Source organism: Pseudomonas sp. Os17 (genome assembly GCF_001547895.1).
GTDB lineage: Bacteria > Pseudomonadota > Gammaproteobacteria > Pseudomonadales > Pseudomonadaceae > Aquipseudomonas.
The window spans coordinates 3,829,001-3,853,328 of record NZ_AP014627.1 but is presented as its reverse complement, the minus strand read 5'-3'; the positions used below and the strand labels follow the sequence as shown (position 1 = coordinate 3,853,328).

Here is a 24,328-nt window from a genome sequence, read left to right as displayed (position 1 = left end):
GGCCGGATCTGTTCTAACCTGAACAGGCGAGTCAAAAATCCCTTCAGGAAGAGAGGTGGGCATGACAACACCAGAGCAACGCCCTTACGAGCATGAACGCAGCGATGAAGCGGAGCAGCACCCGGTCGAACACCGGGAACCGCCACCGCAGACCTGGAAACACCCGGACGACGGCAAGAGCCTCTCCGAGCTGGATGAAGAGCGTCCCTTGAAGCCCTGAGCCCAAGCCCCGCCAAAGAGCGGGGCTTTTTGTGCCGGGTGCTCAACGGCACATGGCCGGCGCCGAATCTCCGGGCTCTGCTACCATCGCCGGCTTTGCCGTTCCAAGATCTCGGGACGGGCTGTTCGCTCAAGGGAGAAGTGCATGATCGTCACCACCACCGCCCATATCGAAGGCCGGGAAATTGCCGGTTATCTGGATATCGTCAGCGCCGAATCGGTTCAGGGCATCAACGTGGTCCGCGACCTGTTCGCCGGGATGCGCGACTTCTTCGGTGGCCGTTCCCAGACTCTGGAACGGGCCCTGAGAGAGGCGCGGATCCAGGCCACCAGTGAAATCAAGGAGCGCGCCCGCGGGCTCAATGCCGACGCGGTGGTCGGCCTGGATTTCGAGATCAGCATGCCTTCGGGGCGTGGCGGCATGGTGGTGGTGTTTGCCACCGGGACCGCCGTCAAGCTCAAGTGACCCCCCGCACGGTGCCGAGGGCAATTCGGCGCCGCCCCCGGGGGCTGCGCTAAGCGCCTGCAGGCCGGCATCCGTGCCAGGGCGCCGCGCTTGCGGGCAGTGCTGCTTCATGGCCGGCACTCGCGCAGCTGCCAGCCGCGGGCAGACCATCGCCACTCATGGGTCGGTGCCAGGGCCTGGAGAAAGGCCTCATCGTGGGAGGCCACCAGCAACGCGCCGGGAAAGTCCCGCAGCGCTTGCTCGAAGGCCTGTACCGACTCCAGGTCCAGGTGGTTGGTGGGCTCGTCGAGCAGTAACAGCTGCGCCGGATTACCGGCCCACAACGCCAGCGCCAGGGCGGCTTTAAGGCGTTCGCCGCCGCTGAGCAAGGCACAGGGTTGCTGGACCCGACGGGCATCGAGTTGCAGGCGCGCCAGCCGGGTGCGCAGGGTACTTTCCTCCAGGGCCGTGGCGCCGCTTGGCAACTGCTCCAGCAGCGAGCGCTCGGCGGCCAATTGCAGCAGGTGCTGATCCAGATAGGCGCTGGCCACCGTTACCCGGCATTGACCACTGAGCGGCCGCAGATGCCCGGCCAGCATCTTCAGCAGGGTGGATTTGCCACACCCGTTGGGACCGACCAGGGCAATGCGCGCCGGGCCGCTGAGGTTGCCGGTGAGATAGGTCGCCGGCGACTCGCTGTCCAGCCAGGGCAGTTGCGCCCGCTGCAGATTGAACAGCGCCTGGCCGGCCGCCAGGCGGGTCTCGGGCAGGGTGAGCAGGGTCGGTTGCTCCGGGGTGACCCGGGCGTAGGCATCGCGAACCTGTTGGTCGAGGGCGCTTTTGTGTTGCTGATGCTGGTGCCGCACCTGGCCCATGATGTTCCGGGCGCCGCCGAGCATGCTGGCCCGTTCCATGCTGGAGACATTGGCGGTCTTGGCGTGCTTGCGCGCCGCCGCGGCGTGGCGCTGGATGGTGTCGTGCTCGCGCTGCAGGCGCTTGAGTTCGCGGCTGCGTTGGCTGCGGGCCTGTTCCAGTGTCGCCTGGGTGGCACCTTCAAGGGCCTGGCGCTGGGCCTGGAACAGCGCGTAATTGCCGCCATGGACCCGGGCACCCAGGGGGCCAAGCTCGACGATGCGCTGCACCTGCATCAGCAACTGGCGGTCATGGCTGACCAGGATCAGCCCGCCGCGCCAGTGCCGCAACTGCTCCATCAGCCAGCGCCGGCCGGCCCGGTCCAGATGGTTGCTCGGCTCATCGAGCAGGAGCAGTGGCGCGTCGCCGAGCAGGGCGCCGATCAGCGCCACCCGGGCCAGCTGTCCGCCGCTCAGGGTGGCCGCCGGGTCCTCGGGCTGCAGCCACGCCAGGCCGGCCTGATCCAGGGCCTGACGCAGCCGCTCGGCCAGGTCCCAGCGGCCATCGACCTGCTGCCAATCCTCCGCGGCCGCGGTGCCGGCCGCCAGGCGTTGCAGGGCGTGCAGGGCTTCGGCCAGCCCGGCGACCTGGGCCACCGTCTGCTGCGGCGCCGGTCGCGGATCCTGGGGCACGTAGGTCAGGCGGGCAGGGCGCTGGATGCTGCCCGCAGAGGGTTGCAGTTCCCCGGCGATCAAGCGCAGCAGCAGGGATTTGCCCGCGCCATTGCGCCCGACTATGGCCGTGGGCAGGCCATCGAACGTCAGGTTCAGGGCATCGAACAGGGTGTCGCCATTGGCGAATTGATAAGTCAGCCGGTTCAGTGAAACCAGCGCAGGCAGCCGTTTGACGTGAGTCATAAGCACCTCCGGAAAATGTGGCAACAGACCAACGAGCGCGGTTGAGGGGCTCATCGCGGATACATTTTGGAAGGCTTAGTTGTTCACGTCGGCAATCGTCCTGGGACGGCAAGGAAGGCGCGAAGCCTAACGCCGGACCCGGGGCCCTGGCAAGGGCGGAGATGGATTCAGGCCAGTACCGCCACCGCCTTGATCTGGGCCCAGAGCTGCTGGCCGGGATGCAGCTCGAGCTGGTCCCGGGAGTAACGAGTGATACGCGCCAGCAGCGGGGTGCCCGCCGCGTCCAGGCGCACCAGGACGTGAGCGACGTTGTCCGCCGGGATCTCTTCGCACACGGTCACCGGCAGGCGGTTGAGGATGCTGCTGTGTTCGCTGGCCTGCAGGCTCAGGCTGACGTCGCGGGCCTGGACCTTGAAGCGCAGGGCCTTGCCCTGGGCCAGCGCACCGTGGGCCACGCGTACCTGCAGTGGGCTGTCGGGCAGTTGCAGCGTCAGCAATTGATAATTCGGGTCGTAGTGGCTGACCCGGCCCTCGACCACCACGCCGGCATCGTCACCCAGGGCCAGGGGCAAATCCAGGCGCGCCAGGGTCTGGCCGATGGGGCCGCTGGCCAGGGCGCGGCCATCGCTGAGCAGCACGATGTGGTCCGCCAGGCGTGCCACTTCGTCCTGGGAATGACTGACATAGAGCACCGGGATATCCAGCTCGTCGTGCAGGCGTTCCAGGTAGGGCAGGATTTCGCCCTTGCGTCTGGAGTCCAGGGCCGCCAGGGGCTCGTCCATCAGCAGCAGGCGTGGACTGGTGAGCAAGGCCCGGGCGATGCCGATGCGCTGGCGCTCGCCGCCCGAGAGGTGCTGCGGATGGCGCTGCAGCAAATGGCCGATGCCCAGCAGTTCGGTGGCTTGGGCCATGTCCACCCGGCGCTGCGCCTTGGGGATGCGGCGCAGGCCGAACTCCAGGTTGGCCTGGACCGACAGGTGGGCAAACAAACTGGCCTCCTGAAACACATAACCCAGGGACCGCTTGTGCGGTGGCACGAACAGCCGTTGCCGGCTGTCCTGCCAGACCTCGTCGTTGATCTGGATGCGACCGCGCCCGGCCTTTTCCAGGCCGGCGATGCAGCGCAGGCAGGTGGTCTTGCCGGATCCGGAGTGGCCATAGAGCGCGGTGACCCCGCGGCCCGGCAGTTGCAGATCCAGGTCCAGGTCGAATGCCTGGTAATCCAGGTGCAGCTTGATGTGGAGGCTCATGGCTCAGCTCCAGCCGGCTTTGGTCTTGCGGCTGGAATACAGCGCCAGCAGCACCAGAAACGAGAACACCAGCATGGCGCCGGCCAGCCAGTGGGCTTGGGCATACTCCATGGCTTCGACGTGGTCGTAGATCTGCACCGAGACCACCCGGGTCTTGTCGGGAATGTTGCCGCCGATCATCAGCACCACGCCGAACTCGCCGACGGTGTGGGCAAAGCCGAGGATCGAGGCGGTGATGAAGCCCGGCCGCGCCAGGGGCAGGATCACCGTGAAAAAACTGTCCCAGGGGCCGGCGCGCAAGGTGGCGGCGACCTCCAGCGGGCGACTGCCGATGGCGGAAAAGGCGTTCTGCAGCGGTTGCACGACGAAAGGCATGGAATAGATCACCGAGCCCAGCACCAGGCCGCTGAAGCTGAAGGTCAGGGTGCCCAATCCCAGGGACTGGGTGAGCTGACCCAGGAAACCCTGGGGCCCCAGGGCCAGCAGCAGGTAGAAACCTATCACCGTGGGTGGCAGCACCAGGGGCAGGGCCACCACGGCACCGACCGGCCCGCGCAGCCAGGAACGGGTGCGCGACAGCCACAGGGCAATCGGAGTGCCGACGACCAGCAGGATCAGCGTGGTCAGGGACGCCAGTTTCAGGGTCAGCCAGATGGCGGAAAAATCGGCACTCGAGAGGCTCATTTACAGTTGATAACCGTAGGACTGGATGATGGCAGCGGCTTTCGGGCCCTTGAGGTAGTCGACCAGCGCCCGGGCGGCCGGATTGTCCTTGCCCTTGTTGAGGATCACCGCATCCTGCTTGATCGGGTCATGCATCTGGGCGGGCACTATCCAGGCCGAACCGCTGCTGACTTTGCCGTCCTTGTAGATTTGGGACAAGGCGACAAAGCCCAATTCGGCGTTGCCGGTGGAGACGAACTGATAGGCCTGGGTGATGTTCTGGCCTTCGACGAGCTTGCCCTTGACCTTGTCGCTCAGGCCCAGCTTGGCCAGGACCTGGGTAGCGGCCAGGCCGTATGGCGCGGCCTTGGGATTGGCGATGGACAGGTGCTGGTACTGGTTGTCCTTGAGCACCTGGCCCTTGCCGTCGACATAGCCTTCCTTGGCCGACCACAGGGCCAGGGTGCCGATGGCATAGGTGAAGCGCGAGCCCTTGACGGTATCGCCTTCGCTTTCGAGCTTCTGCGGGGTGCTGTCGTCGGCGGAGAGAAAGACTTCGAAGGGCGCGCCATTCTTGATCTGGGTATAGAACTGCCCGGTGGCCCCGTAGGCGGCCACCAGCTTGTGGCCGGTGTCCTTCTCGAAGTCGGCGGCAATCGCCTGGATGGGCGCGGTGAAGTTGGCGGCCACCGCCACCTGGACTTCAGCGGCCTGGGCCGAATTCAAAGCGAAGACGGCGAGCAGGGCCGCAAGGCCGGTCGGGGCAAAGCCTGAGGCGCGAAAGTTCATCAAACAGCTCCATTGGGGGGAAGGAAGTCGGGGCGCAAGCGGTGATTGCAGGGCCTGTGCAGCCAGGCGAGGTCAAGCGCTGTATAGCGGAATATATAGCGTATCGCCCGCAAGCGGAACCGTGAGCCTGCCCCCAATGCACAGGGCCGCGATCGACGTCGCGGCCCTGTTCCTCAGCGTCTGTTCAACTGGGCCAGCGTCCGTTCGGCCAGGCGCAGGGTCAACTCGTAGGCCGGCAGCTCGATGCCCAGGCGCAGGGCCTGGCCGGACCACAGATTGGCAAAGTCCGCATCGTCCTTGGCCTTGAGCGGCATCAAGGCGCCGCCAGCGCGGGGAAAGGCCGGAGCCAGCGGGCTGATGGGGCCGATCTCACGCATCACCCGGTTGACGATGCCGCGGGCCGGGCGGCCGGTGAACAGGTTGGTTAGGGCGGTCTGACTGTCCTTGGCGGTGCGCAGGGCCCGGTGATGGGCGGCGCTGATCCTGGCTTCCGGGGTGAACAGGTAGGCGGTGCCCAGTTGCACCGCCGAGGCGCCCAGGGCCAGGGCGGCGACGATACCCCGAGCGTCGCCGATACCGCCGGCGGCAATCACCGGCACCTGCACCGCATCGACGATCTGCGGCACCAGGGCCATGGTGCCGACCTGGGTGTTGAGGTCATCGCTGAGGAAGATCGCCCGATGGCCGCCGGCTTCGTAGCCCATGGCGATGATCGCGTCGCAGCCGCGGGCTTCCAGCCACAGCGCCTCGTCCACGGTGCTGGCCGAAGACAGCACCTTGGCCCCCGTGGCCTTGACCCGCGCCAGGAGCGCCGGTGCCGGCAGGCCGAAGTGAAAACTCACCACTTCGGGGCGCAGCTCTTCCACCAGTTGGCAACTGGTTTCATCGAAGGGCGCACGGTTGCTGACCGGCGTCGGGGCGTCGAAATCCGCCCCCAGCTCCTGATAGTAGGGTTTCAGGGCGTCTTTCCAGCGTGCCTCCTGCTCGAGGTCGACGGCGGGCATCGAATGACAGAAGAAGTTCAGGTTCAGCGGATGACGGCAGGCGGCCCGGATGGTCTGCACCTCCAGGCGAATCTGTTCCGGCCCGAGCATGGCGCAGGGCAGCGAGCCCAGGGCGCCGGCGCGACTGGCGCCGATCACCATGGCGGCGTCGGTGGCCCCCGCCATGGGGGCTTGGATGATGGGCAGTTCGATGTCCAGCAGGTCGAGGAGGCGGCGATCGGTCCAGTGGCTCATGTGAAAGGGTTCTCCGTCGGCAGGATTGGGCGGGGCGCCCCGAGGTTTTTATCAGGCCAGGGCGCTGTGCGGCCAGCTGACTTTTCAACCCGGGTCCAAATAGACGCGTCGACCACCGATACAGCGACCGTGTCGGCGACTGTCGGCGGCGTCTATCCGACGCTAGACTGCGGCGGATATTTTTCCTCACCGCCCCATAAAGGAACGCCGACCATGGATGTAAAACTGCGCGAAGTACTGCCCTTTCGTGTTGCAGGCCTGCAAGTACGAACCTGCAACGCCGCGGAGCAACAGGCAGACAGCGCCCGGATCGGGCCGATGTGGCAACGTTTTTATGTCGAAGACCTGTTCAACAAGATCGCCTCGCGGCAACCGGACTCGTTCGTCTATGGCGTCTATTCCAACTACGAGTCCGATGCCTTGGGGGCGTTCGACGTGATGGCCGGGGTGGCGGTGAGCGACGCCGGCGCCGATTACCCCAGTGTGCAGATCCAGGGCGGTGACTACCTGGTGTTCAGCGCCCAGGGCGCGATGCCCGATTGCGTGATCCAGGCCTGGGGCCTGATCTGGGCCTACTTCCAGGACAACCCCCAGGTCCGTCGCGCCTTCGCCACGGATTTCGAGGTCTATACCAGCCCCGACTCGGTGGCCATCTACATCGGCATTCAGGATTCGGGCAGCGCCTCGCGTTCCAGCAACTGACGCTTGCGCTCCACGCCCCAGCGGTAGCCCGAAAGGCTGCCGTCGCTGCGCACCACCCGGTGGCAGGGGATCGCCACCGCCAGGCAGTTGGCGGCACAGGCCTGGGCCACCGCACGCATGGATTTGGGCGCGCCAATGCGCTGGGCGATCTCGGCGTAGCTGGCGGTGCTGCCGGCGGGAATGCTCTGCAGGGCCTGCCACACCCGTTCCTGGAACGCGGTGCCGCGCAGGTCCAGGGGCAGATCCAGGCCAATGGCCGGCGCTTCGATAAAGCCCACCACCCGGGCCACCAGACGCTCGAAATCAGCGTCGGCGCCCAACAGGTTGGCCCGAGGAAACTTGTCTTGCAGTTGCTCCACCAATTGGTTGGGGTCGTCCCCCAGGAGGATCGCGCAGACCCCGCGTTCGCTGCGGGCCACCAGGATCGCTCCCAGGGAGCACTGGCCCACGGCAAAGCGGATATCGGTGTTGGGGCCGCCGGCGCGGTAGTCGCTGGGCTTCATGCCCAGCAACTGGTCGGCGGCCTCATAGAAGCGGCTGTTGGAGTTGAAGCCGGCGTCGTACAAGGCGTCGGTCACCGAGTGGCCGTTCTCCAGGTGGTGGCGGACTTTGCGTGAGCGCTGCGCGTTGGCATAGCCCCGGGGCGTGAGTCCGGTGGCGGCCTTGAACACCCGGTGGAAGTGGTAGCTGCTCATGCCCGCGTGCTGCGCCAGTTGCTCCAGGCTGGGGGCCGATTCGGCGCGCTCGATCTGCCGACAGGCTTCGGCCACCATCGCCGCGTGGTGGGCGGCGACCTGGGTCTGGTCGCTGGCCTGGCGTTTGCTCGGCCGATAGCCTGCGGCTTCGGCCTGTTGGGCGTTATCGAAGAACTCGACGTTTTCCGCTTTCGGCAGTCGCGACAGGCTGCTGGGGCGGCAGTACACGCCGGTGGTGCGCACGGCGTAGACGAAGCTCGCATCGGCGCTGGCGTCGCGCTTGAGCACGGCCTGCCAGCGTGGGTCCTGTTCGATGCGCTGTTTGCGCGATGGGGCATTCATGATCGGTCCTCGGCCGGGAATGGCGGCCAGATTAATCCCTTGGGGCCTGCCCGGCACTCCGCGGCTTGCGCTTGAATTTTCGCGTTCAACCGGCGTGGCGAAAGGTCAGGTTGATCCGCTGTCGGCCAAGCTCCGGGTGAGTGCCGTCCTTGAGCGGCAGCACCCCGTGATAGCGCAGGCGGTCCACGCCGCCCCAGACCACCACGTCAGCGTGGAGCAGCGGCACCCGCTGGCTCTTGTCGCTGCGCTGCTGGCCGCCAAACAGGAAGATCGCCGGCAGCCCCAGTGACAGGGAGACGATGGGCGCGTTGAAGTCGCGTTCGTTCCGGTCCTGGTGCAGGGACATTTTGGCGCCGGGGCGGTAACAGTTGATCAGGCAGGAGTCGGGATTGAAGTCGTTGAAGCCGGCGGCTTGTGCCGCGTGCTCGGCCAGTTGCCGGAACACCTCGGGCATTGCCGGCCAGGGCCGCAGGCTTTGCGGGTCGATGGCGCTGTAACGGTAGCCGCTGCGGTCGGTGGTCCAGCCCAGCTGGCCGCAACTGCTCAAGCCGACGGACATGGTATGGCCGCCCGGCGTCATCATCTGGCGAAAGGGAGCCGCCGCCAGCACTTCGTGGAGCCTGGGCAGCAGGCGTTCGATCCAGGGCAGGGCAAAGCCCCGCAAGACCCGGGCCTGGGGGCCCAGCACCTCGGTACGTGCCGGCTGCAGCAGGTCGCTTTCGGCAAAGAGCCCGAGATTGACCGGGGCGTCAGGGTTACAAGGCATCGTGAAAGATCACTCCTAGGGTGTGGCGCTGGCCGCTGTGCACGCGGCTGACCCCGTGGCGCAGGGTCACCCGATAATGCCCGCGCGCGCCTTTTACCGGCCGATGATGCACGGCGAAAACCAGCCCATCACCTTGCTTCAGACCAATGACCTGTGGCCGGGACTGCATGCGCGGGCGCTGCTCGGTGAGCACCAGTTCGCCGCCGGTGAAGTCGGTTCCCGGCCGGGACAGCATGAACACCGCCTGCAAGGGAAACACCTGCTCGCCGTACAGGTCCTGATGCAGGCAGTTGTAGTCCCCAGGGCCGTATTGCAGCAACAGCGGCGTGGGGCGCCACTGGCCGGCGGCGTGACAGCGCTGGATGAACGCCGAATGTTCTGCCGGGTAGCGGACGTCGATGTGCATGTCCTGGTTCCAGCGGTTGGCCTGCTCCACCAGATGGGGATAGAGCTGCTGGCGCAGTTGGGCCACCGGCTCCGGCAGCGGATAGCCAAAGTACTGGTACTGACCGCGCCCGAAACCATGGCGGGCCATCAGTACTTTTGAGCGGAACAGTTCGGGCTGCGGATACAGGTCGCACAGGGCCTGGCACTGCTGGGCCGTCAACAGGCCTTCGAGGCGGGCGCAGCCGTCCTGGTCCAGGGCCTGCGCGATGCGGGCCCAGTCCAGTTGTTGCAGACGCTGGTGAAGCGAGGAAGCGGGCATGGCGCGAGTGTCCTGGGCCGGAGATGTCCCGGGCAGTCTGGGGCTCGGCCGGCCAGTGCGCACTCCGCTGCTTGCGCTCGAATCCGTGGTGGGGGAATTACAGGGCCTTGCTGACGCTGACGTCGCTGATCACGTCGCCGGACTGACCATGCAGGGCTTCCAGGGTGGCCCGGGCCTCTTCCTGGGTGCCGTTTTCCAGCTGGGCGAATTCGAAGCGGCGCTCACCGTTGAGCTTGTATTTGATGACGTACTTGGTGGTCTGGGGCACGGGATTACCTGTTGTCGCAGAAGGGCTGTGGCTTAACGCAGTTTCGAGCTGGAACGGCGAATGATGCGGATCGAGTGGCTCAGGTTCGGCTTGCGGGTCACGCTGATCGGGCGCCGGTTGACGGTGTCGATGGTGATGTTCCAGAAGCCGGTGCTGGGGGCGGTGATCTTCGCCGGAAACTTGTCGAAAGCGCCGCCGTGATAGGTGTGGCGGCCGCCATTCTTGAAACTGCGGAAGTTGGCGTCGCTCATCAGGCGAATGTTGCAGACCTGGGAGCATTCGATGACGACGATATCGTCTTCGTTCAGGTGCTCGCGCTGGTGGATGAATTTCATGGGCGCCTCCAGAAGGGCTATAGCTACAAAAAAACAAAACAGGTGCGTGGGCGATGGCGCAGTTTATCAGGCCCAACGGGGTATTATTCGGCCCCCGCGTCGGGGTTTGACAATTTAAAACAGTTATTTGGATTTTTATCGGCGATAAAGCCGTGCCTCCGGAGAAAAACAGCGCCGTTGCTGTCGGAGGGGCATTTATTGGAGGTTTGTTATGAAACGCTGGGTGTGGATTGTGCTGTTGGCCATCAGTGGCTGCGCGACGGTTTCGGACATCAACCAGACGCCGCCGACCCTGAGCGTCATCTCCGGCAAGAAGCCCCAGGAGTACGTCCAGTGCCTGAGCGGCAAGCTCTCCGGCAGTCGCGGTGCATTGCAGGTCGAGCCGCACAAGGACGGGTATCGGGTGATCGTGCCCCAGAGCCTGTCGTCGGCGCCGGCGGCGGTGTTCTACATCGATGAGCGCTCCGGGGGCAGCAGCATCAAGCTGCACGAACAGATGTCCAACAACCCCTTGCGTCCTCAGGACGTGCGCAAGGCGGGGGAGGCCTGCATCTCCGGTTGAGCGTCCAGGCCCAGGCGTGTCCTGGACTGTCTTTCGCCGGTGCCTCAGGCGCTGGCCGGTTCAAACCTCCCTGCTGGGCCGCGTCCGTTCGGCGCGACAGCGGCCTGCCTGCAGTGGCACAGGCAGCTGTTGCGCATTGTCGCTGTGGATCTATTGCCCTACTATTTGTGCGCTTATGCCGGCTGGGTCTAAGCATATAACTAGAATAATGGAGTACATATGATCCCACTGGATCGGATGCTATTGAGTGGCCTCATGCTGCTGTTCATACAATCTGCCTCTGCCGCCGACGGCCAGAAGGTGTTCACCCAGGGTGGCGCCCAGCCAGGGGCCACGGCCTGTCTGGCTTGTCACGGTGCTGATGCAATGGGGCTGGCGCCTGCCGGCTTTCCGCGCCTGGCGGGGTTGCCGGCGGGCTACCTGGCCAAGCAGTTGCACGACTTTCGCAGCGGCGCCCGCAGCAACCCGGTGATGCAGCCCCTGGCCAAGGCCCTGAGCGAAGAGGAAATTGCCGCGGTCACCGCGACCCTGGCGGCCATGCCCGGACCACAGACCCCGCAGACCCACCGCAGCCAGAGCGCCAGCAGCGTTGGCGAGCGCCTGGCCCTGCGCGGTGCCTGGGAGCGTCAAGTACCCGAGTGCGTCAGCTGTCACGGACCGGGTGGTGTCGGTGTGGGCGTGGCATTTCCGCCGCTGGCCGGACAGCCCGCCAGTTACCTGGTGGCTCAGTTGAACGCCTGGCGCGACGGCACTCGTCACAACGATCCCAATGACCTGATGGGGCATGTCGCCAAATCCCTGACTGGCGACGAGGTCACGGCGGTGGCGGACTACTTTGCTCAATTGAAAACCCAGGAGGCGCGGCCATGAAACTATTGATTGCCGGGCCGTTGCTGGCGTTGCTCGCCGCCCAGGTGCACGCCGCGGGCATTGCCATGGAAGATCAATCGCAGATACCGGCGCCCAGCGCCTCGCCCCAGGCCGAGTATTTCAGGCCGCCCGCCGAAAGCGAGTTGCCGGACAATGCCTACGGCAAGCTGGTGCGCGAGGGCCATGCGCTGTTTGTCGACACCAAGCGCCGCGCGCCGCAATACGTGGGCAATGGACTCAATTGCAGCAACTGCCACCTCGATCAGGGGCGCCTGGCCAACTCCGCTCCACTGTGGGGCGCGTATCCGATGTACCCCGCCTACCGCAAGAAGAACGACAAGGTGAACACCTTTGCCGAGCGCTTGCAGGGCTGCTTCCAGTTCAGCATGAACGGTGGTCAGCCGCCGGCGGCCGACAGTCCGGAGATTACCGCGCTATCGGTGTATGCCTATTGGCTGGCGAGCAAGGCCCCGCTGGGTGTCGAACTGCCCGGCCGCGGCTATCCCGATGTGGCCCAGCCGGCCAAGGGGTATGACCTGAAGCAGGGGGCTGCGGTGTATCAGGCGCAATGCGCGGTCTGCCATGGTGAACAGGGGCAGGGGCAGAAGGTCGGGGCCGATTACGTCATGCCGCCGCTGTGGGGCAAGGACTCCTATAACTGGGGGGCGGGGATGCACCGGATCAATACGGCGGCGTCCTTCATCAAGCACAACATGCCCCTGGGCAAGGGCGGCAGCTTGAGCGATCAGCAGGCTTGGGACGTGGCGGCCTTCGTCAACAGTCATGAGCGACCTCAGGATCCGCGCCTGGTGGAGGGCTCGATCGAGAAGACCCGGGTCAAGTTTCACGCCAATGACGGGGTAAATTTGTACGGTCAGACCGTAGAAGGCGTGCTGATCGGCCAGGGCATCCGATAAACTAGTGCCTATCGTTACCGATGCCGCCTGGGCTCACGCCCTGGCGGCATCGTTTTTTTGGGAGAGAGCATGAAGCGGGAACACGTCAGGGAAAAGCATGCAGAGGGCTCGATCTCTGCCACCCATGTGATCCAGAACCCGGCCAATTCCGGGGAATGGATCGTGTTCTTCAAGAAAAGCGCCGGGCGCAGCTATTTTCTGGTGGATGACAGCGACGAGGTGGAGTCCTTTGCCCGCCTCGACGACTTGATCGAAACCATTCGTGGCCTGGGCATCAAGTTCGCCGAAATTCATATGTAGCGGGCGTCCGTCCGCTACTTGCAGACCACCACCACGCTGCGGCTCTTGTAGTTGCCGACATCGACGCCCAGGGTCTTGTCGCTTTCCTTGGGGGCCGGGGTGCCTTCGGTGCTGACGATCCGATAGCCGGTACCGGCGCAGGAGGCATCGGCTTTTTCATAGCAGCTGGCCCAGGAGCCGGCCTCTCCGGAGCAATCGATGCTCAGGCCCTGCTCACCATTGGCCAGGTAAGTATTGGAGGCGGTGGCGCATCCGCTCAGAGCCAGTACCGCGGTAACTGCGAGAAGCTTGTTCATGGGGGTTTCGTCGTCTGCAGAGGAGGGGATCTTGGGGCTGTGCATCAGTGTGGCGATGCTATAGCCAATGGCCATTTCGGTACAGCGCATCCCTTTAGTCCGCCGCCGCTGCTGAAAAGTGCCGTTGCTCGATAGGCGGGATATTCCGCAAGCAGCCCAGGGAGTGGCTGATGGCGATTGACGGTGCCATCAGTCGCGCCTGGCATGGGCTTTAGGAGGGGGTTCCGGATCGCTGCGGTCGTGTGTTGCCCGGTGCCTGGGTGCGGCGTGCAGGCGCCGGATTTCAAGGCCTGCGGGGGGATGGGCGTTTACCTTGAGCGCTAACTGATGGATGCTACGGAACTATCTGGCGCTTTATTTCTCTATGATGGCAGCGGTTAGCCAGCGCGGGGCATTGTAAGGTGCACGCCGCCTGATTAGACTGCGCCGAAACTCGCACGCACAGCCTTTTTAAGGACTCATATGATCAAGAAATGCTTGTTCCCAGCAGCCGGTTACGGTACTCGCTTCCTGCCAGCGACTAAAGCCATGCCTAAAGAAATGCTGCCGGTGGTGAACAAGCCACTGATCCAGTACGGCGTTGAAGAAGCGCTGGATGCCGGATTGAATGAAATCTCCATCGTGACCGGCCGTGGCAAGCGCGCCCTCGAAGACCACTTCGACATCAGTTACGAGTTGGAAAACCAGATCAAGGGCACCGACAAGGAGAAATACCTGGTCGGTATCCGCAAACTGCTGGACGAGTGCTCGTTCTCCTACACTCGCCAGACTGAAATGAAAGGCCTGGGCCACGCGATCCTGACCGGCCGCCCACTGATCGGTGACGAGCCCTTCGCCGTGGTGCTGGCGGACGACCTGTGCGTCAACCTCGAAGGCGACGGCGTCCTGACCCAGATGGTCAAGCTGTACAAGCAGTTCCGCTGCTCGATCGTGGCCATTCAGGAAGTCGACCCGCAGGAAACCAACAAGTACGGCGTGATCGCCGGCGAGATGATCCGCGACGACATCTACCGCGTCCACAGCATGGTCGAGAAGCCAAAGCCGGAAGATGCGCCGTCGAACCTGGCGATCATCGGTCGTTACATCCTGACTCCGGACATCTTCGACCTGATCGAGCAGACCGAGCCGGGCAAGGGGGGGGAAATCCAGATCACCGACGCCCTGATGAAGCAGGCGCAGAACGGCTGTGTAATGGCCTACAAGTTCAAGGGCAAGCGTTTCGACTGCGGTGGCGCCGAGGGCTACATCGACGCGACCAACTTCTGCTTCGAGAACTTCTACAAGACCGGCAAGGCTTACTGATAGTCGCTGCACGGGTTTGTCGGAAAAAGCCACCTTCGGGTGGCTTTTTCATTGGGCGCCCTTATGTCAATCCACTGCGCTGACCCGATCGCCATCTGCGGTTATGCTTGTCAGCCTGCCTGGGAGAGTGAAATGGCCTACGATTTTGATCTTTATGTAATTGGCGCCGGTTCCGGCGGTGTGCGTTGTGCACGCTTTGCGGCGGGCTTCGGCGCGAAAGTTGCGGTGGCCGAAAGCCGCTATCTGGGCGGTACCTGCGTCAACGTCGGGTGTGTGCCGAAAAAGCTGCTGGTGTACGGCGCACACTTTGCCGAAGACTTCGAGCAGGCGTCGGGTTTCGGTTGGTCCCTTGGCGAGGCCCATTTCGATTGGGCGACCTTGATTGCCAACAAGGACCGCGAAATCAATCGTCTCAATGGCATCTACCGCAATCTGCTGGTCAACAGCGGCGTGACCCTGCACGAAGGCCACGCCAAGCTGATCGATCCGCATCAGGTGGAGGTCAATGGCCAGCGCTACACCGCCAAGCACATTCTGATTGCCACTGGCGGCTGGCCGCAGATCCCGGAAATCCCGGGGCGCGAGCATGCCATCAGCTCCAATGAGGCCTTCTTCCTCAAGGCGTTGCCCAAGCGCGTGCTGGTGGTGGGCGGTGGTTACATCGCGGTGGAATTTGCCGGGATCTTCCACGGTCTGGGCGCCGACACCCAGCTGCTGTATCGCGGTGATCTGTTCCTGCGCGGCTTTGACGGTGCGGTGCGCAAGCACTTGCAGGAAGAGCTGACCAAGCGGGGCTTGGGGCTGCAGTTCAACGCGGACATCGAGCGTATCGACAAGCAGGCCGACGGCAGTCTTGAGGTCACGCTCAAGGATGGTCGCAAGCTGGTCGCCGACTGCGTGTTCTACGCCACCGGGCGTAGGCCGATGCTCGACAACCTGGGCCTGGAGAGCACCGGGGTCAAACTCGACAAGCGTGGCTTTATCGAGGTGGATGAGCAGTATCAGAGCAGCGAGCCATCGATCCTGGCGATTGGCGATGTGATCGGCCGGGTGCAATTGACCCCGGTGGCCCTGGCCGAGGGCATGGCTGTGGCTCGGCGCCTGTTCAAGCCCGAGCAGTACCGCCCGGTGGATTACCGGATGATCCCTACGGCGGTGTTCAGCCTGCCGAATATCGGCACCGTCGGCCTGACCGAAGAGCAGGCGCGGGAAGCGGGGCACAAGGTGCAGATCTTCGAAAGCCGGTTCCGGCCGATGAAGCTGACCCTGACCGACTGCCAGGAACGCACCCTGATGAAGCTGGTGGTGGATGCCGACAGCGACAAAGTGCTGGGCTGCCACATGGTCGGTCCGGACGCCGGTGAAATCGTCCAGGGGCTGGCGATTGCTCTGAAGGCCGGGGCGACCAAGCGTGACTTCGACGAAACCATCGGCGTGCACCCGACCGCCGCCGAAGAGTTCGTCACCATGCGTACGCCTGTCGCCGACTGATCAGGAGTCGGCTTTCTTGCCTGCCTTCGCCTTGCTGGCGGAGGCCAGGCGCAGCGCCTCGAGGCCGGCCTCGGCCTTGGCGGCGCGCAATTCCATCTCCTTGCTCAGACGAGTCTGCTCATCGGCTCTTTCCCTGAGTGCCTGCATCTCCTCCGAAGCCACTCGCAGGCGTTCCTGCAGCAGGGTGCTGGCGCTGTCCAGGCGTGTCAGTTGCTCGCGCAGTTGTGCCTGCAGGGCTGCACCCTTGCTGGCGGCTTCCTGGGCTTGCATAAGCTCCTTGTGGCTGGCCCGTTGCTCGCCGAGCAAGCGTTCGTTGTCGCGATGCAGTTGAGTGATTTCGTCCTGGCGAACCAGGGCGCTCTGCTGGGCTTGCCGCAGTTCGGCCTGCAGCTGCTGTAGCTGGCCCTCGTGGCGGCGATGCTCCTGCTCGCGCTGTTCCTTGCTGGCGGCGCGATAGTGTTCCAGGGCGTCCCGGGCGTGCAGGTGCTTGTCTTCCAGGGAGCGGATCTGCTGCTCCTTGTCTTCCAGGCGCAGGTCGTAGTCCTTCAGTGCCTGGTTGAGCTCGGCATTGCGGGTCTGTTCGCTCTGCAGCATCGAACGCGTGTCTTGCAGTGCGGCACTTTCACCGGCCAGGGCGCTGGCCTGGATCTGCAGTTGCTGTTGCAGCTGCTCCTCTGTGCGCCGGGCTTGCTCCAGCTGTTGTTCGAATGCCTGCTTCTGCTGTTCGGAGTGGGCGAGGGCCTGCTCCAGGGGTTCCCGGGCTTGCTCCTGGAGGCGCTGCGCCAGGCGCCCGACCAGTTCGCCGAGTTCCTCGTCCAGCGCTACCGGGCCGGCCTCCCGGCGAGTGCTGCCATCGTCGAGCTCCTTCAGGTAGCGGTGGATGGTGGTTTTTGAGCCGGTATTGCCCATTTCTATGCGTACTGCGTCGATGCTCGGGTGTTCGCCGCGGGCAAGAATCGCCTGGCGCGCCTTTTTCACCACCGCTTTGTTAATGCCTCCGCGAGCCATGTGTCCTCCGACGATTTAATACTGTGATACGTGGTATGTAATTATCGATAATTGTACAGGTAGAAAGACGCATCCGATAGCGTAAATTTGACATTGGATATTGTAGTATTACCCCGTGTGACAGGCGCGGCGGTCGGTTTTCGGCCCTGGTCGCCGTACATTTGCCTCAGTGGAGCTGCCATGAGTGAGCTGGATCGTTACCTGCAAGCCGCCACCCGCGATAACACCCGCCGCAGTTATCGGGCGGCCATCGAACACTTCGAGGTGCAGTGGGGCGGATTCCTGCCGGCCACCGCGGACAGCGTGGCCCGCTACCTGGTGGCCTATGCCGGTGAACTGTCGATCAATACCTTGAAGTTGCGCCTCTCGGCCCTGGCCCAATGGCACAACAGCCAGGGCTTTGCCGACCCGACCAAGGCGCCGGTGGTGCGTCAGGTGTTCAAGGGGATTCGCGCGGTGCACCCGGTTCGCGAAAAACAGGCCGAGCCATTGCAGTTGCAGCACCTGGAGCGGGTGATTGCCTGGCTCGATGGCGAGGCAGCGGCGGCCCGTGGCGACGGACGTCAGGCTGATCTGTTACGGGCGCTGCGCGATCGGGCGTTGATCCTGCTGGGTTTCTGGCGAGGCTTTCGCAGTGATGAGCTGTGCCGCCTGCAGATCGAGCATGTGCAGGCCAGCGCCGGATCCGGCATCAGCCTTTATGTGCCGCGCAGCAAGAGCGACCGCGACAACCTTGGTCGCACCTATCACACGCCGGCCTTGCAGCGCCTGTGTCCGGTGCAGGCCTACATCGAATGGATCAATGCCGCGGCCCTGGTTCGCGGCCCGGTGTTTCGCGCGATCGATCGCTGGGGCCACCTGGGTGAGCAGGGTTTGCACGCCAATAGCGTGATTCCCCTGTTGCGCCAGGCCCTGGAGCGCGCCGGCATCGCCGCCGAGCATTACACCAGTCACTCCCTGCGCCGGGGCTTTGCCACCTGGGCGCATCGCAGCGGTTGGGACCTGAAGTCGCTGATGAGCTATGTCGGCTGGAAGGACATGAAGTCCGCCATGCGTTACCTGGAGGTCAATCCATTCATGGGCATGGCGCGCATCGACGAGAAACCTGTGCGTCAGTGATCAAAGGTTTCTTCTATCAATACGGTAGCCTTATAGCCAAAACCAATCGTTGGCATCAGGTTTGCCAATGAGCCAAGCGGCGACTGATTGGCTAGGATTCTCCCCATCAAGTTTTCACCCAACGTTTTCAACCACTGATGGAGAGTCAACGATGCCTATCATCAACAGCCAAGTTAAACCGTTCAAAGCCACCGCATTCAAAAACGGCGCATTCGTCGAAGTGTCGGACGCTGATCTGAAAGGCAAATGGTCCGTCGTATTCTTCTACCCGGCTGACTTCACCTTCGTCTGCCCGACCGAGCTGGAAGACCTGGCCGACAACTACGCCGAATTCCAGAAACTGGGCGTTGAGATCTACAGCGTTTCCACCGACACCCACTTTGCCCACGCTGCCTGGCACAACACTTCGCCAGCCATCGGCAAGATCCAGTACACCATGATCGGCGACCCGACCCTGGCCATCTCGCGCAACTTCGATGTGCTGATCGAAGAAGCCGGTCTGGCTGACCGTGGCACCTTCGTGATCAACCCTGAAGGCCAGATCAAGATCGTTGAAATCAACGATGGCGGCGTAGGTCGTGACGCTTCCGAGTTGCTGCGCAAGATCAAGGCCGCTCAGTACGTTGCCGCGCACCCGGGCGAAGTCTGCCCAGCCAAGTGGAAAGAAGGCGAGGCCACCCTGGCTCCGTCCCTGGACCTGGTCGGCAAGATCTAAGTCCATGCTTCATTCAAGGGCGGTCATCCGCACTTAAGTCAGCCGCACCGCCCTCAAATAACGCCCGGGCGAGATTCGCTCGGGCGTTGTTTTTTATACCGAATCAATAGGAAATCGCCCGTATGTTGGACGCCAATCTTAAAGCTCAGTTGAAGTCATACCTGGAACGGGTCACCCAGCCGATCGAGATCGTCGCCTCCCTCGACGACGGTGCGAAATCCCAGGAAATGCTCGCGTTACTCAAAGACATTGTCAGTCTTTCCAACCAGATTACCTTGCTCGACAACGGCACCGATGCGCGCAAGCCATCGTTCTCGTTGAATCGCCCGGGGAGTGATATCAGCCTGCGTTTCGCCGGTATTCCCATGGGGCACGAATTCACTTCCCTGGTGCTTGCCCTGTTGCAAGTAGGCGGGCACCCCTCCAAAGCCAGCGCTGAAGTGATCGAGCAGATCCGCTCGCTCAAGGGCGAGTTCAACTTCGAGACCTATTTCTCGCTGTCCTGCCAGAACTGCCCGGACGTGGTCCAGGCGCTGAACCTGATGGCGGTGCTCAACCCCAACATCCGCCACGTGGCCATTGACGGCGCGCTGTTCCAGGCCGAAGTCGATGAGCGCAAGGTGATGGCGGTGCCGAGCATCTACCTCAACGGTGTGAACTTCGGTCAGGGACGCATGGGCCTGGAGGAAATCCTCGCCAAGCTCGACACCGGCGCGGTGCAGAAGCAGGCGCAGAAGCTCAGCGCCAAAGAGGCCTTTGATGTACTGGTGGTCGGCGGTGGACCGGCCGGGGCGTCGGCCGCCATTTACGCCGCTCGCAAAGGCATTCGTACCGGGGTTGCCGCCGAGCGTTTCGGCGGCCAGGTACTGGACACCATGGCCATCGAGAACTTTGTCTCGGTGCAAGAGACCGAAGGGCCGAAACTGGCGGCGGCGCTGGAGGAGCACGTCAAGCAGTACGACGTCGACATCATGAACCTGCAGCGTGCCAGCGCCCTGGTGCCGGCCAAGGAGGTCGGCGGCCTGCACGAGATCCAGTTCGAAAGCGGCGCCAGCCTCAAGGCCAAGTCGGTGATCCTGGCCACCGGTGCCCGCTGGCGTGAAATGGGCGTGCCCGGCGAGCAGGAATACAAGGCCAAGGGCGTGTGCTTCTGCCCGCACTGCGATGGTCCGCTGTTTAAAGGTAAGCGCGTGGCGGTGATTGGTGGCGGCAACTCCGGCGTCGAAGCGGCCATCGATCTGGCGGGTATCGTCAGCCACGTGACCCTGCTTGAGTTCGACAGCAAACTGCGGGCCGATGCGGTGTTGCAGCGCAAGCTCTACAGCCTGCCCAACGTCAAGGTCATCAGCAGTGCCCTGACCAGTGAAGTCAAGGGCGACGGGCAGAAGGTCACCGGCCTGGCGTACAAGGATCGCGATTCGGGCGAGTTCCACACGGTGGACCTGGAAGGCATCTTCGTGCAGATCGGCTTGCTGCCCAACACCGACTGGCTCAAGGGCACCGTCGAGTTGTCGCCCCGTGGCGAGATCATTGTCGATGCCCGTGGCGAGACTTCGCTGCCTGGGGTGTTCGCCGCCGGAGACGTGACCACGGTGCCGTACAAGCAGATCGTGATCGCGGTGGGCGAGGGCGCCAAGGCCTCTCTGAGTGCCTTCGATCACCTGATCCGCACTTCAGCCCCGGCATAAGCCCGCAGTGGAAACACAAAACCCCATGAGCCTTCGCTCATGGGGTTTTTTATTGGCGTTTTGCAGGGTGGGGCGCTTGCGTGTCACGGAGCAGGCCCTTGGGGCTGGCGCCGTGCTTTACCAGGCCTTCGCTGGCGAGTCAGCGCCTGTGTAACCCGGGTTACAGCGGGGTGGGCTGGATGATCTCGACCCAGTAGCCGTCCGGGTCCTTGATGAAGGCCAGGCTCTTCATGCGGCCGTCGCTCAGGCGTTTTTGAAAGTCGCAGCCCAGGGCTTCGAAGCGTTCGCAGGCGGCAACGACGTCAGGGACCGAGATGCAGATGTGGCCAAAGCCCCGCGGGTCGCTGTTGCCGTTGTGGTAGGCGAAGTCCGGATCGTTTTCGGTGCCATGGTTGTGGGTCAGTTCGAGGACGCCGGGGATGGCGTTCATCCACTGGGTACGGGCCGCGGCGTCCGCCGGGATCTGCGCCTTGTCCACCAGGGCGAGGAAGTACAGGCTGAACTCGGCTTCGGGAAAGTCGCGTTTCTCCAGCAGGGAGAAGCCCAGGACCCGGGTGTAGAAATCCAGGGAGCGGGTGATGTCCTTGACCCGCAACATGGTGTGGTTGAACACGAAGCGTGCGGTCGCCGCATCCGGTTGGGCGGTCACGCCGGGGAAAGTGTTGAGTTGTTCGAGGCTCATGGGCCCTCCAGGAAAAAGTGCGGCAAAGGTTGTGGGCGAAGGCGAACCGGCCCTTGGCTGGCAAGGGTTCAGGCGTCGTTGGGATCGGGCAATGATACGCAACCGGACGCCATGACGCCAAACCCAAAGCTCCTGATCTATTGCCCATTCCTGGCGTCGGGCTCAGACTTCCAGGCCCGTTTCCCTGGTGTGCAAATCCATGATCGAATCGTTCAACCCCCGGGTCGCGGCCCTGTTTGTGCTGGCGTTTGCCGGCTTTGTCCAGGCCGCGCCACAAGTCGCCTGGCCGCAAGGCTGGACGGTGGAGCCGGTGCCTGCGCAGGAGGGCGATCCGGCGGCCGAGGTTTCCCGTCAGCGGGCGGTGAAAAACGATGCCGCCGGCAATCCGCAGATGGTCATGGAGTTGACCATGACGCAAGTCGACAGCGGGCATGTAGTCAATCTTCAGGGGGTATTACTGGAGATGCGCAAATCCGTGCAGAAGGACTTTGCCCGAGGCGGTTATCAGAGTGTCTGTAACAAGATTCATGCGGCACAGTTGAGTCGGCTGCAAGCCCTGGAGACCACTTGCACCATTACCCAGAATGGCCGGCATGTGCTGTCGCAAACATTGGTGGCCGCTGTGGATGGGAATAAGGCTTATGTACTTTCATACGCCGGCCAGGCACAGGCTTATGCTGATAGTCAGGACGAAATACTAGCTGTACGAAATAGCCTTAAACTTTGAGGAAAATTCTGAAGCTGCCGGTTTGCTTTCTCAGGTCGAGGGTGGGTTAGCGGAAAGGTATTAAGTCTGAAGTTGTAGTGAGGCTGTTGTTGCAAGGCACAATCCCCGGCGGGCTTGCAGTCGTCGCGTGCGGTGAAAATGCCGGCCATCGGTGCTGAAGGCGGTCTTAGATGCAAGTCGTAATAAGAATATTCTTATCAATGTAAAAAGCCCTGCATATGCAGGGCCTTTTTCAGGTGGGGGCTTTGTTCAAGCGCGCAGCCAGGAATCCACAGTGGCGGCGCCATACTGTTCTTTCCAGGCTTTCAGGCCGCGATGGTTGCCGCCTTTGGTTTCAATCAGTTCGCCGGTGTGCGGGTTCTGATAAACCTTGACCACTCGTGCGCGCCGCTGTTTAGGGGCGTTGGCCGGAGGCAGGCCGGTTTTGCCCAGGTTTGGATCAAGGATTGCGATGATGTCACGCAGACTCTTGTCATAGGACTTCATCAGGGCCTGGAGCTTCTCTTCGAACTCGATTTCCTTTTTGAGTCCGGCGTCATTCTTCAGGGATTCAAGCTGCGCGAGCTGTTCTTGAAGTGCTTTTTCTGCAGCACGAAATTCAGCAAGTCTGGACAATATCTTCACTCCAATAGTCTATTTTGGCTGATACAAACCACAAACAAAGCTATAAGCCATGAGCCGATTAAGGTTCGATTAAGTGGCCTACCTGTGAATCATGAACAGGCGTGAAAAATTGTAGTAGTTAATGGCGGCGGAGTAAATCAGGTTGTTCTTGTTTGCCTCGGTATTGGCTGAATGATTCAAATTGCTGCAGCTTGCGAGTTGTCAATTCGAGTACTTGTTGTTCTGGTATGGCTATTTAATGGCGCGCTAGAACGGCAACAAATTCACTACTGGGCATCGGTCGGCCAAATAAATAACCCTGTAGGAAATCTACCCCTTGGGCGACCAGATAGTCGCGCTGTTCGGTGGTTTCTACGCCTTCGGCGACTATACCCAGATCGAGTTTGGCCGAGAGTTGGATAATGCTGTCGAGTATATGCAGGGACAGGGCATCGGCACCGATCATGGCCACGAAGCTTTGATCAATCTTCAAGTAGTCGACATTGAACTGGCGCAGATAAGCCAGGCTGGAATGCCCGGTGCCGAAGTCGTCGATGGCGATCATCACGCCCAGTTCGTGCAAGGCGGCAAACAGCTGCTGGGTGATGGCCGTGGGTTTGATCAACTCGCGCTCGGTCAGCTCCAGCACCAGAATCACCTTGCCCGGCGCAAAGGCCGCGAGGAAATCCCGACAGTCGTCCAGCAACTGCAGATCGTTGCAATGACTGGCCGTGATGTTGATGCCGATATGAAAACCGTCGCTGAAGTGCCTGGCGTGGGGAGCCAGGGCTTGCCGGGTCTGCTGCATCAGCGAGCGGGTCATGGGCACGATCAGCCCCGAATGCTCGGCGAAGGGAATGAACAGATCAGGACGCACCAGCCCTTCCTTGGGGTGTTGCCAGCGCATCAGCACTTCAATCCCGGCCCATTGCAGGCTGTCGCCGCGCACCACTGGCTGGAAATAGGCAATGAACTCCTGGGCGTCCAGCGCCCGGCGCAGCTCCTGGCTGGGGGAGGCGGAGCGCTTCTGCAGCCAGTGGGCGAGGACGCCGGTGGCGGCGCCGAGGAACACCAGCAGGCCAAATAGCGCCGGGTACTGGCTTTTCATGTAGTGCCAGACATCCCCTGGGGGAAAGCCGGCGCTGACGCTGTAGGGATAGCGCGCCGAGGTCAGGTGTTGGCTGGCCACCGCCGCCTGGGGCGCAGCACCCGCGTGGACCTGGCCGTCGCTGGACAGCCAGTGCGCCCCCACCTGCAGCTGCAGGTCGGCAAAGCGGCTGATCAGGCGCAGGGCGTTGGCCAGGTGGTAGCCGTCTATGGTGGCCAGGACCGCGCGCTCGCCCTCGCTCCAGCGGTAGATCAGCAACGCCGTATTGGGCGTGATGGGGTTGCCGTCCATCAGCCAGAGTCGGCCACCCACATAATCCTGGGGATCGAGGGGCACCGCGTAACTGCCCAGCAACGAGCTGCAATAGTTGCTGTTGCGCCACACCAGATTGGTCGAGCGCACGAAGGGCCGGCGCGTGACCTGATCACGCAGGGCCAGTTGCCGTGCGGCGTCGCAATCCTGGCCCACCAGGGGCAGCAGCGCCTTGGCGGCGATATCGGTGTTGTCCAGCATCAGGTCGAATTGGCGAATGGCTTCTTCGGCGGTTTCCAGGCTGCTGCGCTCCAGGGTTCGCTCAGCCTGGGCATAGAGGATGACGGCGCCCAGCGCAATCGGCAGGACAATGGCCAGCAAGGTCCAGAGGGTACGGGTCGAGCGTTTCAGTGGACCTTTGGCGGTCAAGGGCATGGATCGGACCTGTGGCAGAGGAGGGGAGGCTTGAGAATCCGACCGTGGCCGCGGGCGCGACGCTCT

General features: G+C 63.0%; 28 protein-coding genes and 1 pseudogene. 13 read left to right on the top strand and 16 right to left on the bottom strand.

Going from position 1 to position 24,328, the window contains the following annotated elements; translation table 11 throughout:
* The first annotated feature begins 61 nt into the window (after positions 1-61).
* Both POS17_RS32170 and POS17_RS16780 read left to right on the top strand, forming a co-directional pair.
* On the top strand, positions 62-220 hold the full coding sequence (locus POS17_RS32170; protein WP_016967308.1) for a hypothetical protein: 159 nt from the start codon (positions 62-64) through the stop codon (positions 218-220).
* A 144-nt stretch (positions 221-364) separates the two neighbouring features.
* Positions 365-685, top strand: coding sequence for a YbjQ family protein (locus POS17_RS16780; protein ID WP_016967309.1), 321 nt, complete (start codon positions 365-367; stop codon positions 683-685).
* Between the two features lie 107 nt (positions 686-792).
* Here POS17_RS16780 and POS17_RS32745 read toward each other — a convergent pair whose 3' ends face one another.
* From POS17_RS32745 to POS17_RS16755, 6 genes and pseudogenes are all read right to left on the bottom strand, one after another.
* A complete protein-coding gene (locus tag POS17_RS32745; RefSeq protein WP_442963171.1) occupies positions 793-1,539 on the bottom strand; it encodes an ATP-binding cassette domain-containing protein in 747 nt (248 codons plus the stop codon).
* 378 nt (positions 1,540-1,917) lie between these two features.
* Positions 1,918-2,328 (bottom strand): annotated as a pseudogene (locus POS17_RS32740) (ATP-binding cassette domain-containing protein); the annotation flags it as partial.
* Positions 2,329-2,600: 272 nt separating this feature from the next.
* On the bottom strand, positions 2,601-3,683 hold the full coding sequence (gene modC, locus POS17_RS16770; protein WP_060839616.1) for a molybdenum ABC transporter ATP-binding protein: 1,083 nt from the start codon (positions 3,681-3,683) through the stop codon (positions 2,601-2,603).
* A gap of 3 nt (positions 3,684-3,686) precedes the next feature.
* On the bottom strand, positions 3,687-4,367 hold the full coding sequence (gene modB, locus POS17_RS16765; protein ID WP_060839615.1) for a molybdate ABC transporter permease subunit: 681 nt from the start codon (positions 4,365-4,367) through the stop codon (positions 3,687-3,689).
* Entirely contained in the window at positions 4,368-5,135 is a 768-nt protein-coding gene (gene modA / locus POS17_RS16760; RefSeq protein WP_060839614.1) for a molybdate ABC transporter substrate-binding protein, read from the bottom strand.
* 173 nt (positions 5,136-5,308) lie between these two features.
* Positions 5,309-6,373 (bottom strand): NAD(P)H-dependent flavin oxidoreductase, encoded by a 1,065-nt coding sequence (locus tag POS17_RS16755; protein ID WP_060839613.1) that lies wholly within the window; start codon positions 6,371-6,373, stop codon positions 5,309-5,311.
* Positions 6,374-6,586: 213 nt separating this feature from the next.
* Here POS17_RS16755 and POS17_RS16750 point away from each other — a divergent pair, with 213 nt between their 5' ends.
* Complete coding sequence (locus tag POS17_RS16750) at positions 6,587-7,075, top strand: GyrI-like domain-containing protein (RefSeq protein ID WP_060839612.1); 489 nt, start codon at positions 6,587-6,589, stop codon at positions 7,073-7,075.
* Here the strand turns inward: POS17_RS16750 and ada are convergent.
* The 5 genes from ada to POS17_RS16730 form a co-directional block, all read right to left on the bottom strand.
* Positions 7,039-8,112 carry a bifunctional DNA-binding transcriptional regulator/O6-methylguanine-DNA methyltransferase Ada gene (ada, locus tag POS17_RS16745; RefSeq protein WP_060839611.1) on the bottom strand — a complete coding sequence of 358 codons (1,074 nt, stop codon included), beginning with the start codon at positions 8,110-8,112 and terminating at the stop codon, positions 7,039-7,041. The two genes, POS17_RS16750 and ada, sit on opposite strands and share 37 nt — an antisense overlap.
* A gap of 85 nt (positions 8,113-8,197) precedes the next feature.
* Positions 8,198-8,878 (bottom strand): DNA oxidative demethylase AlkB, encoded by a 681-nt coding sequence (gene alkB / locus POS17_RS16740; protein ID WP_060839610.1) that lies wholly within the window; start codon positions 8,876-8,878, stop codon positions 8,198-8,200.
* Positions 8,868-9,584, bottom strand: a complete 717-nt coding sequence (locus POS17_RS16735) for a 2OG-Fe(II) oxygenase (protein ID WP_060839609.1) — start codon at positions 9,582-9,584, stop codon at positions 8,868-8,870. Before POS17_RS16735 ends, alkB begins: the two co-directional genes overlap by 11 nt.
* A 97-nt stretch (positions 9,585-9,681) precedes the next feature.
* Positions 9,682-9,852 (bottom strand): hypothetical protein, encoded by a 171-nt coding sequence (locus POS17_RS32165; protein WP_164990718.1) that lies wholly within the window; start codon positions 9,850-9,852, stop codon positions 9,682-9,684.
* 32 nt (positions 9,853-9,884) lie between these two features.
* Complete coding sequence (locus tag POS17_RS16730; RefSeq protein WP_016964155.1) at positions 9,885-10,187, bottom strand: DUF1883 domain-containing protein; 303 nt, start codon at positions 10,185-10,187, stop codon at positions 9,885-9,887.
* 211 nt (positions 10,188-10,398) lie between these two features.
* Between POS17_RS16730 and POS17_RS16725 the strand changes: the two genes are divergently transcribed.
* The 4 genes from POS17_RS16725 to POS17_RS16710 all read left to right on the top strand — a co-directional run bounded on the left by POS17_RS16725 (position 10,399) and on the right by POS17_RS16710 (position 12,836).
* On the top strand, positions 10,399-10,749 hold the full coding sequence (locus POS17_RS16725; protein ID WP_060839608.1) for a hypothetical protein: 351 nt from the start codon (positions 10,399-10,401) through the stop codon (positions 10,747-10,749).
* Positions 10,750-10,968: 219 nt separating this feature from the next.
* A complete protein-coding gene (locus tag POS17_RS16720; protein ID WP_060839607.1) occupies positions 10,969-11,619 on the top strand; it encodes a c-type cytochrome in 651 nt (216 codons plus the stop codon).
* 65 nt (positions 11,620-11,684) lie between these two features.
* Positions 11,685-12,536 (top strand): c-type cytochrome, encoded by an 852-nt coding sequence (locus POS17_RS16715; RefSeq protein WP_375136268.1) that lies wholly within the window; start codon positions 11,685-11,687, stop codon positions 12,534-12,536.
* Between the two features lie 69 nt (positions 12,537-12,605).
* Positions 12,606-12,836, top strand: a complete 231-nt coding sequence (locus POS17_RS16710) for a hypothetical protein (RefSeq protein WP_016964159.1) — start codon at positions 12,606-12,608, stop codon at positions 12,834-12,836.
* Positions 12,837-12,850: 14 nt separating this feature from the next.
* Here POS17_RS16710 and POS17_RS16705 read toward each other — a convergent pair whose 3' ends face one another.
* Positions 12,851-13,132: a hypothetical protein gene (locus POS17_RS16705; RefSeq protein WP_060841957.1), complete on the bottom strand. Its 282-nt coding sequence runs from the start codon at positions 13,130-13,132 to the stop codon at positions 12,851-12,853.
* A gap of 462 nt (positions 13,133-13,594) precedes the next feature.
* On the opposite strand from POS17_RS16705, the gene galU reads away from it, so the two are divergent.
* Positions 13,595-14,434, top strand: a complete 840-nt coding sequence (galU, locus tag POS17_RS16700) for a UTP--glucose-1-phosphate uridylyltransferase GalU (RefSeq protein WP_011061681.1) — start codon at positions 13,595-13,597, stop codon at positions 14,432-14,434.
* A 132-nt stretch (positions 14,435-14,566) separates the two neighbouring features.
* Complete coding sequence (gene gorA / locus POS17_RS16695) at positions 14,567-15,925, top strand: glutathione-disulfide reductase (RefSeq protein ID WP_060839605.1); 1,359 nt, start codon at positions 14,567-14,569, stop codon at positions 15,923-15,925.
* Here gorA and POS17_RS16690 read toward each other — a convergent pair whose 3' ends face one another.
* A complete protein-coding gene (locus POS17_RS16690) occupies positions 15,926-16,933 on the bottom strand; it encodes a DNA-binding protein (protein WP_060839604.1) in 1,008 nt (335 codons plus the stop codon).
* Between the two features lie 180 nt (positions 16,934-17,113).
* Here POS17_RS16690 and POS17_RS16685 point away from each other — a divergent pair, with 180 nt between their 5' ends.
* The 3 genes from POS17_RS16685 (at position 17,114) to ahpF (ending at position 20,455) form a co-directional block, all read left to right on the top strand.
* Positions 17,114-18,052 (top strand): site-specific integrase, encoded by a 939-nt coding sequence (locus POS17_RS16685; RefSeq protein WP_060839603.1) that lies wholly within the window; start codon positions 17,114-17,116, stop codon positions 18,050-18,052.
* A gap of 151 nt (positions 18,053-18,203) precedes the next feature.
* On the top strand, positions 18,204-18,767 hold the full coding sequence (gene ahpC / locus POS17_RS16680; RefSeq protein ID WP_011061677.1) for an alkyl hydroperoxide reductase subunit C: 564 nt from the start codon (positions 18,204-18,206) through the stop codon (positions 18,765-18,767).
* A gap of 122 nt (positions 18,768-18,889) precedes the next feature.
* On the top strand, positions 18,890-20,455 hold the full coding sequence (ahpF, locus tag POS17_RS16675) for an alkyl hydroperoxide reductase subunit F (RefSeq protein WP_060839602.1): 1,566 nt from the start codon (positions 18,890-18,892) through the stop codon (positions 20,453-20,455).
* Positions 20,456-20,615: 160 nt separating this feature from the next.
* Here ahpF and gloA read toward each other — a convergent pair whose 3' ends face one another.
* A complete protein-coding gene (gene gloA, locus POS17_RS16670) occupies positions 20,616-21,137 on the bottom strand; it encodes a lactoylglutathione lyase (RefSeq protein ID WP_060839601.1) in 522 nt (173 codons plus the stop codon).
* A 199-nt stretch (positions 21,138-21,336) separates the two neighbouring features.
* Here gloA and POS17_RS16665 point away from each other — a divergent pair, with 199 nt between their 5' ends.
* Positions 21,337-21,864 carry a DUF4946 domain-containing protein gene (locus POS17_RS16665; RefSeq protein ID WP_060839600.1) on the top strand — a complete coding sequence of 176 codons (528 nt, stop codon included), beginning with the start codon at positions 21,337-21,339 and terminating at the stop codon, positions 21,862-21,864.
* 249 nt (positions 21,865-22,113) lie between these two features.
* On the opposite strand, the gene POS17_RS16660 is transcribed toward POS17_RS16665, so the two are convergent.
* On the bottom strand, positions 22,114-22,479 hold the full coding sequence (locus tag POS17_RS16660; protein ID WP_060839599.1) for a histone-like nucleoid-structuring protein, MvaT/MvaU family: 366 nt from the start codon (positions 22,477-22,479) through the stop codon (positions 22,114-22,116).
* A gap of 244 nt (positions 22,480-22,723) precedes the next feature.
* Positions 22,724-24,262, bottom strand: coding sequence for an EAL domain-containing protein (locus tag POS17_RS16655; RefSeq protein ID WP_060839598.1), 1,539 nt, complete (start codon positions 24,260-24,262; stop codon positions 22,724-22,726).
* Positions 24,263-24,328 lie beyond the last annotated feature (66 nt).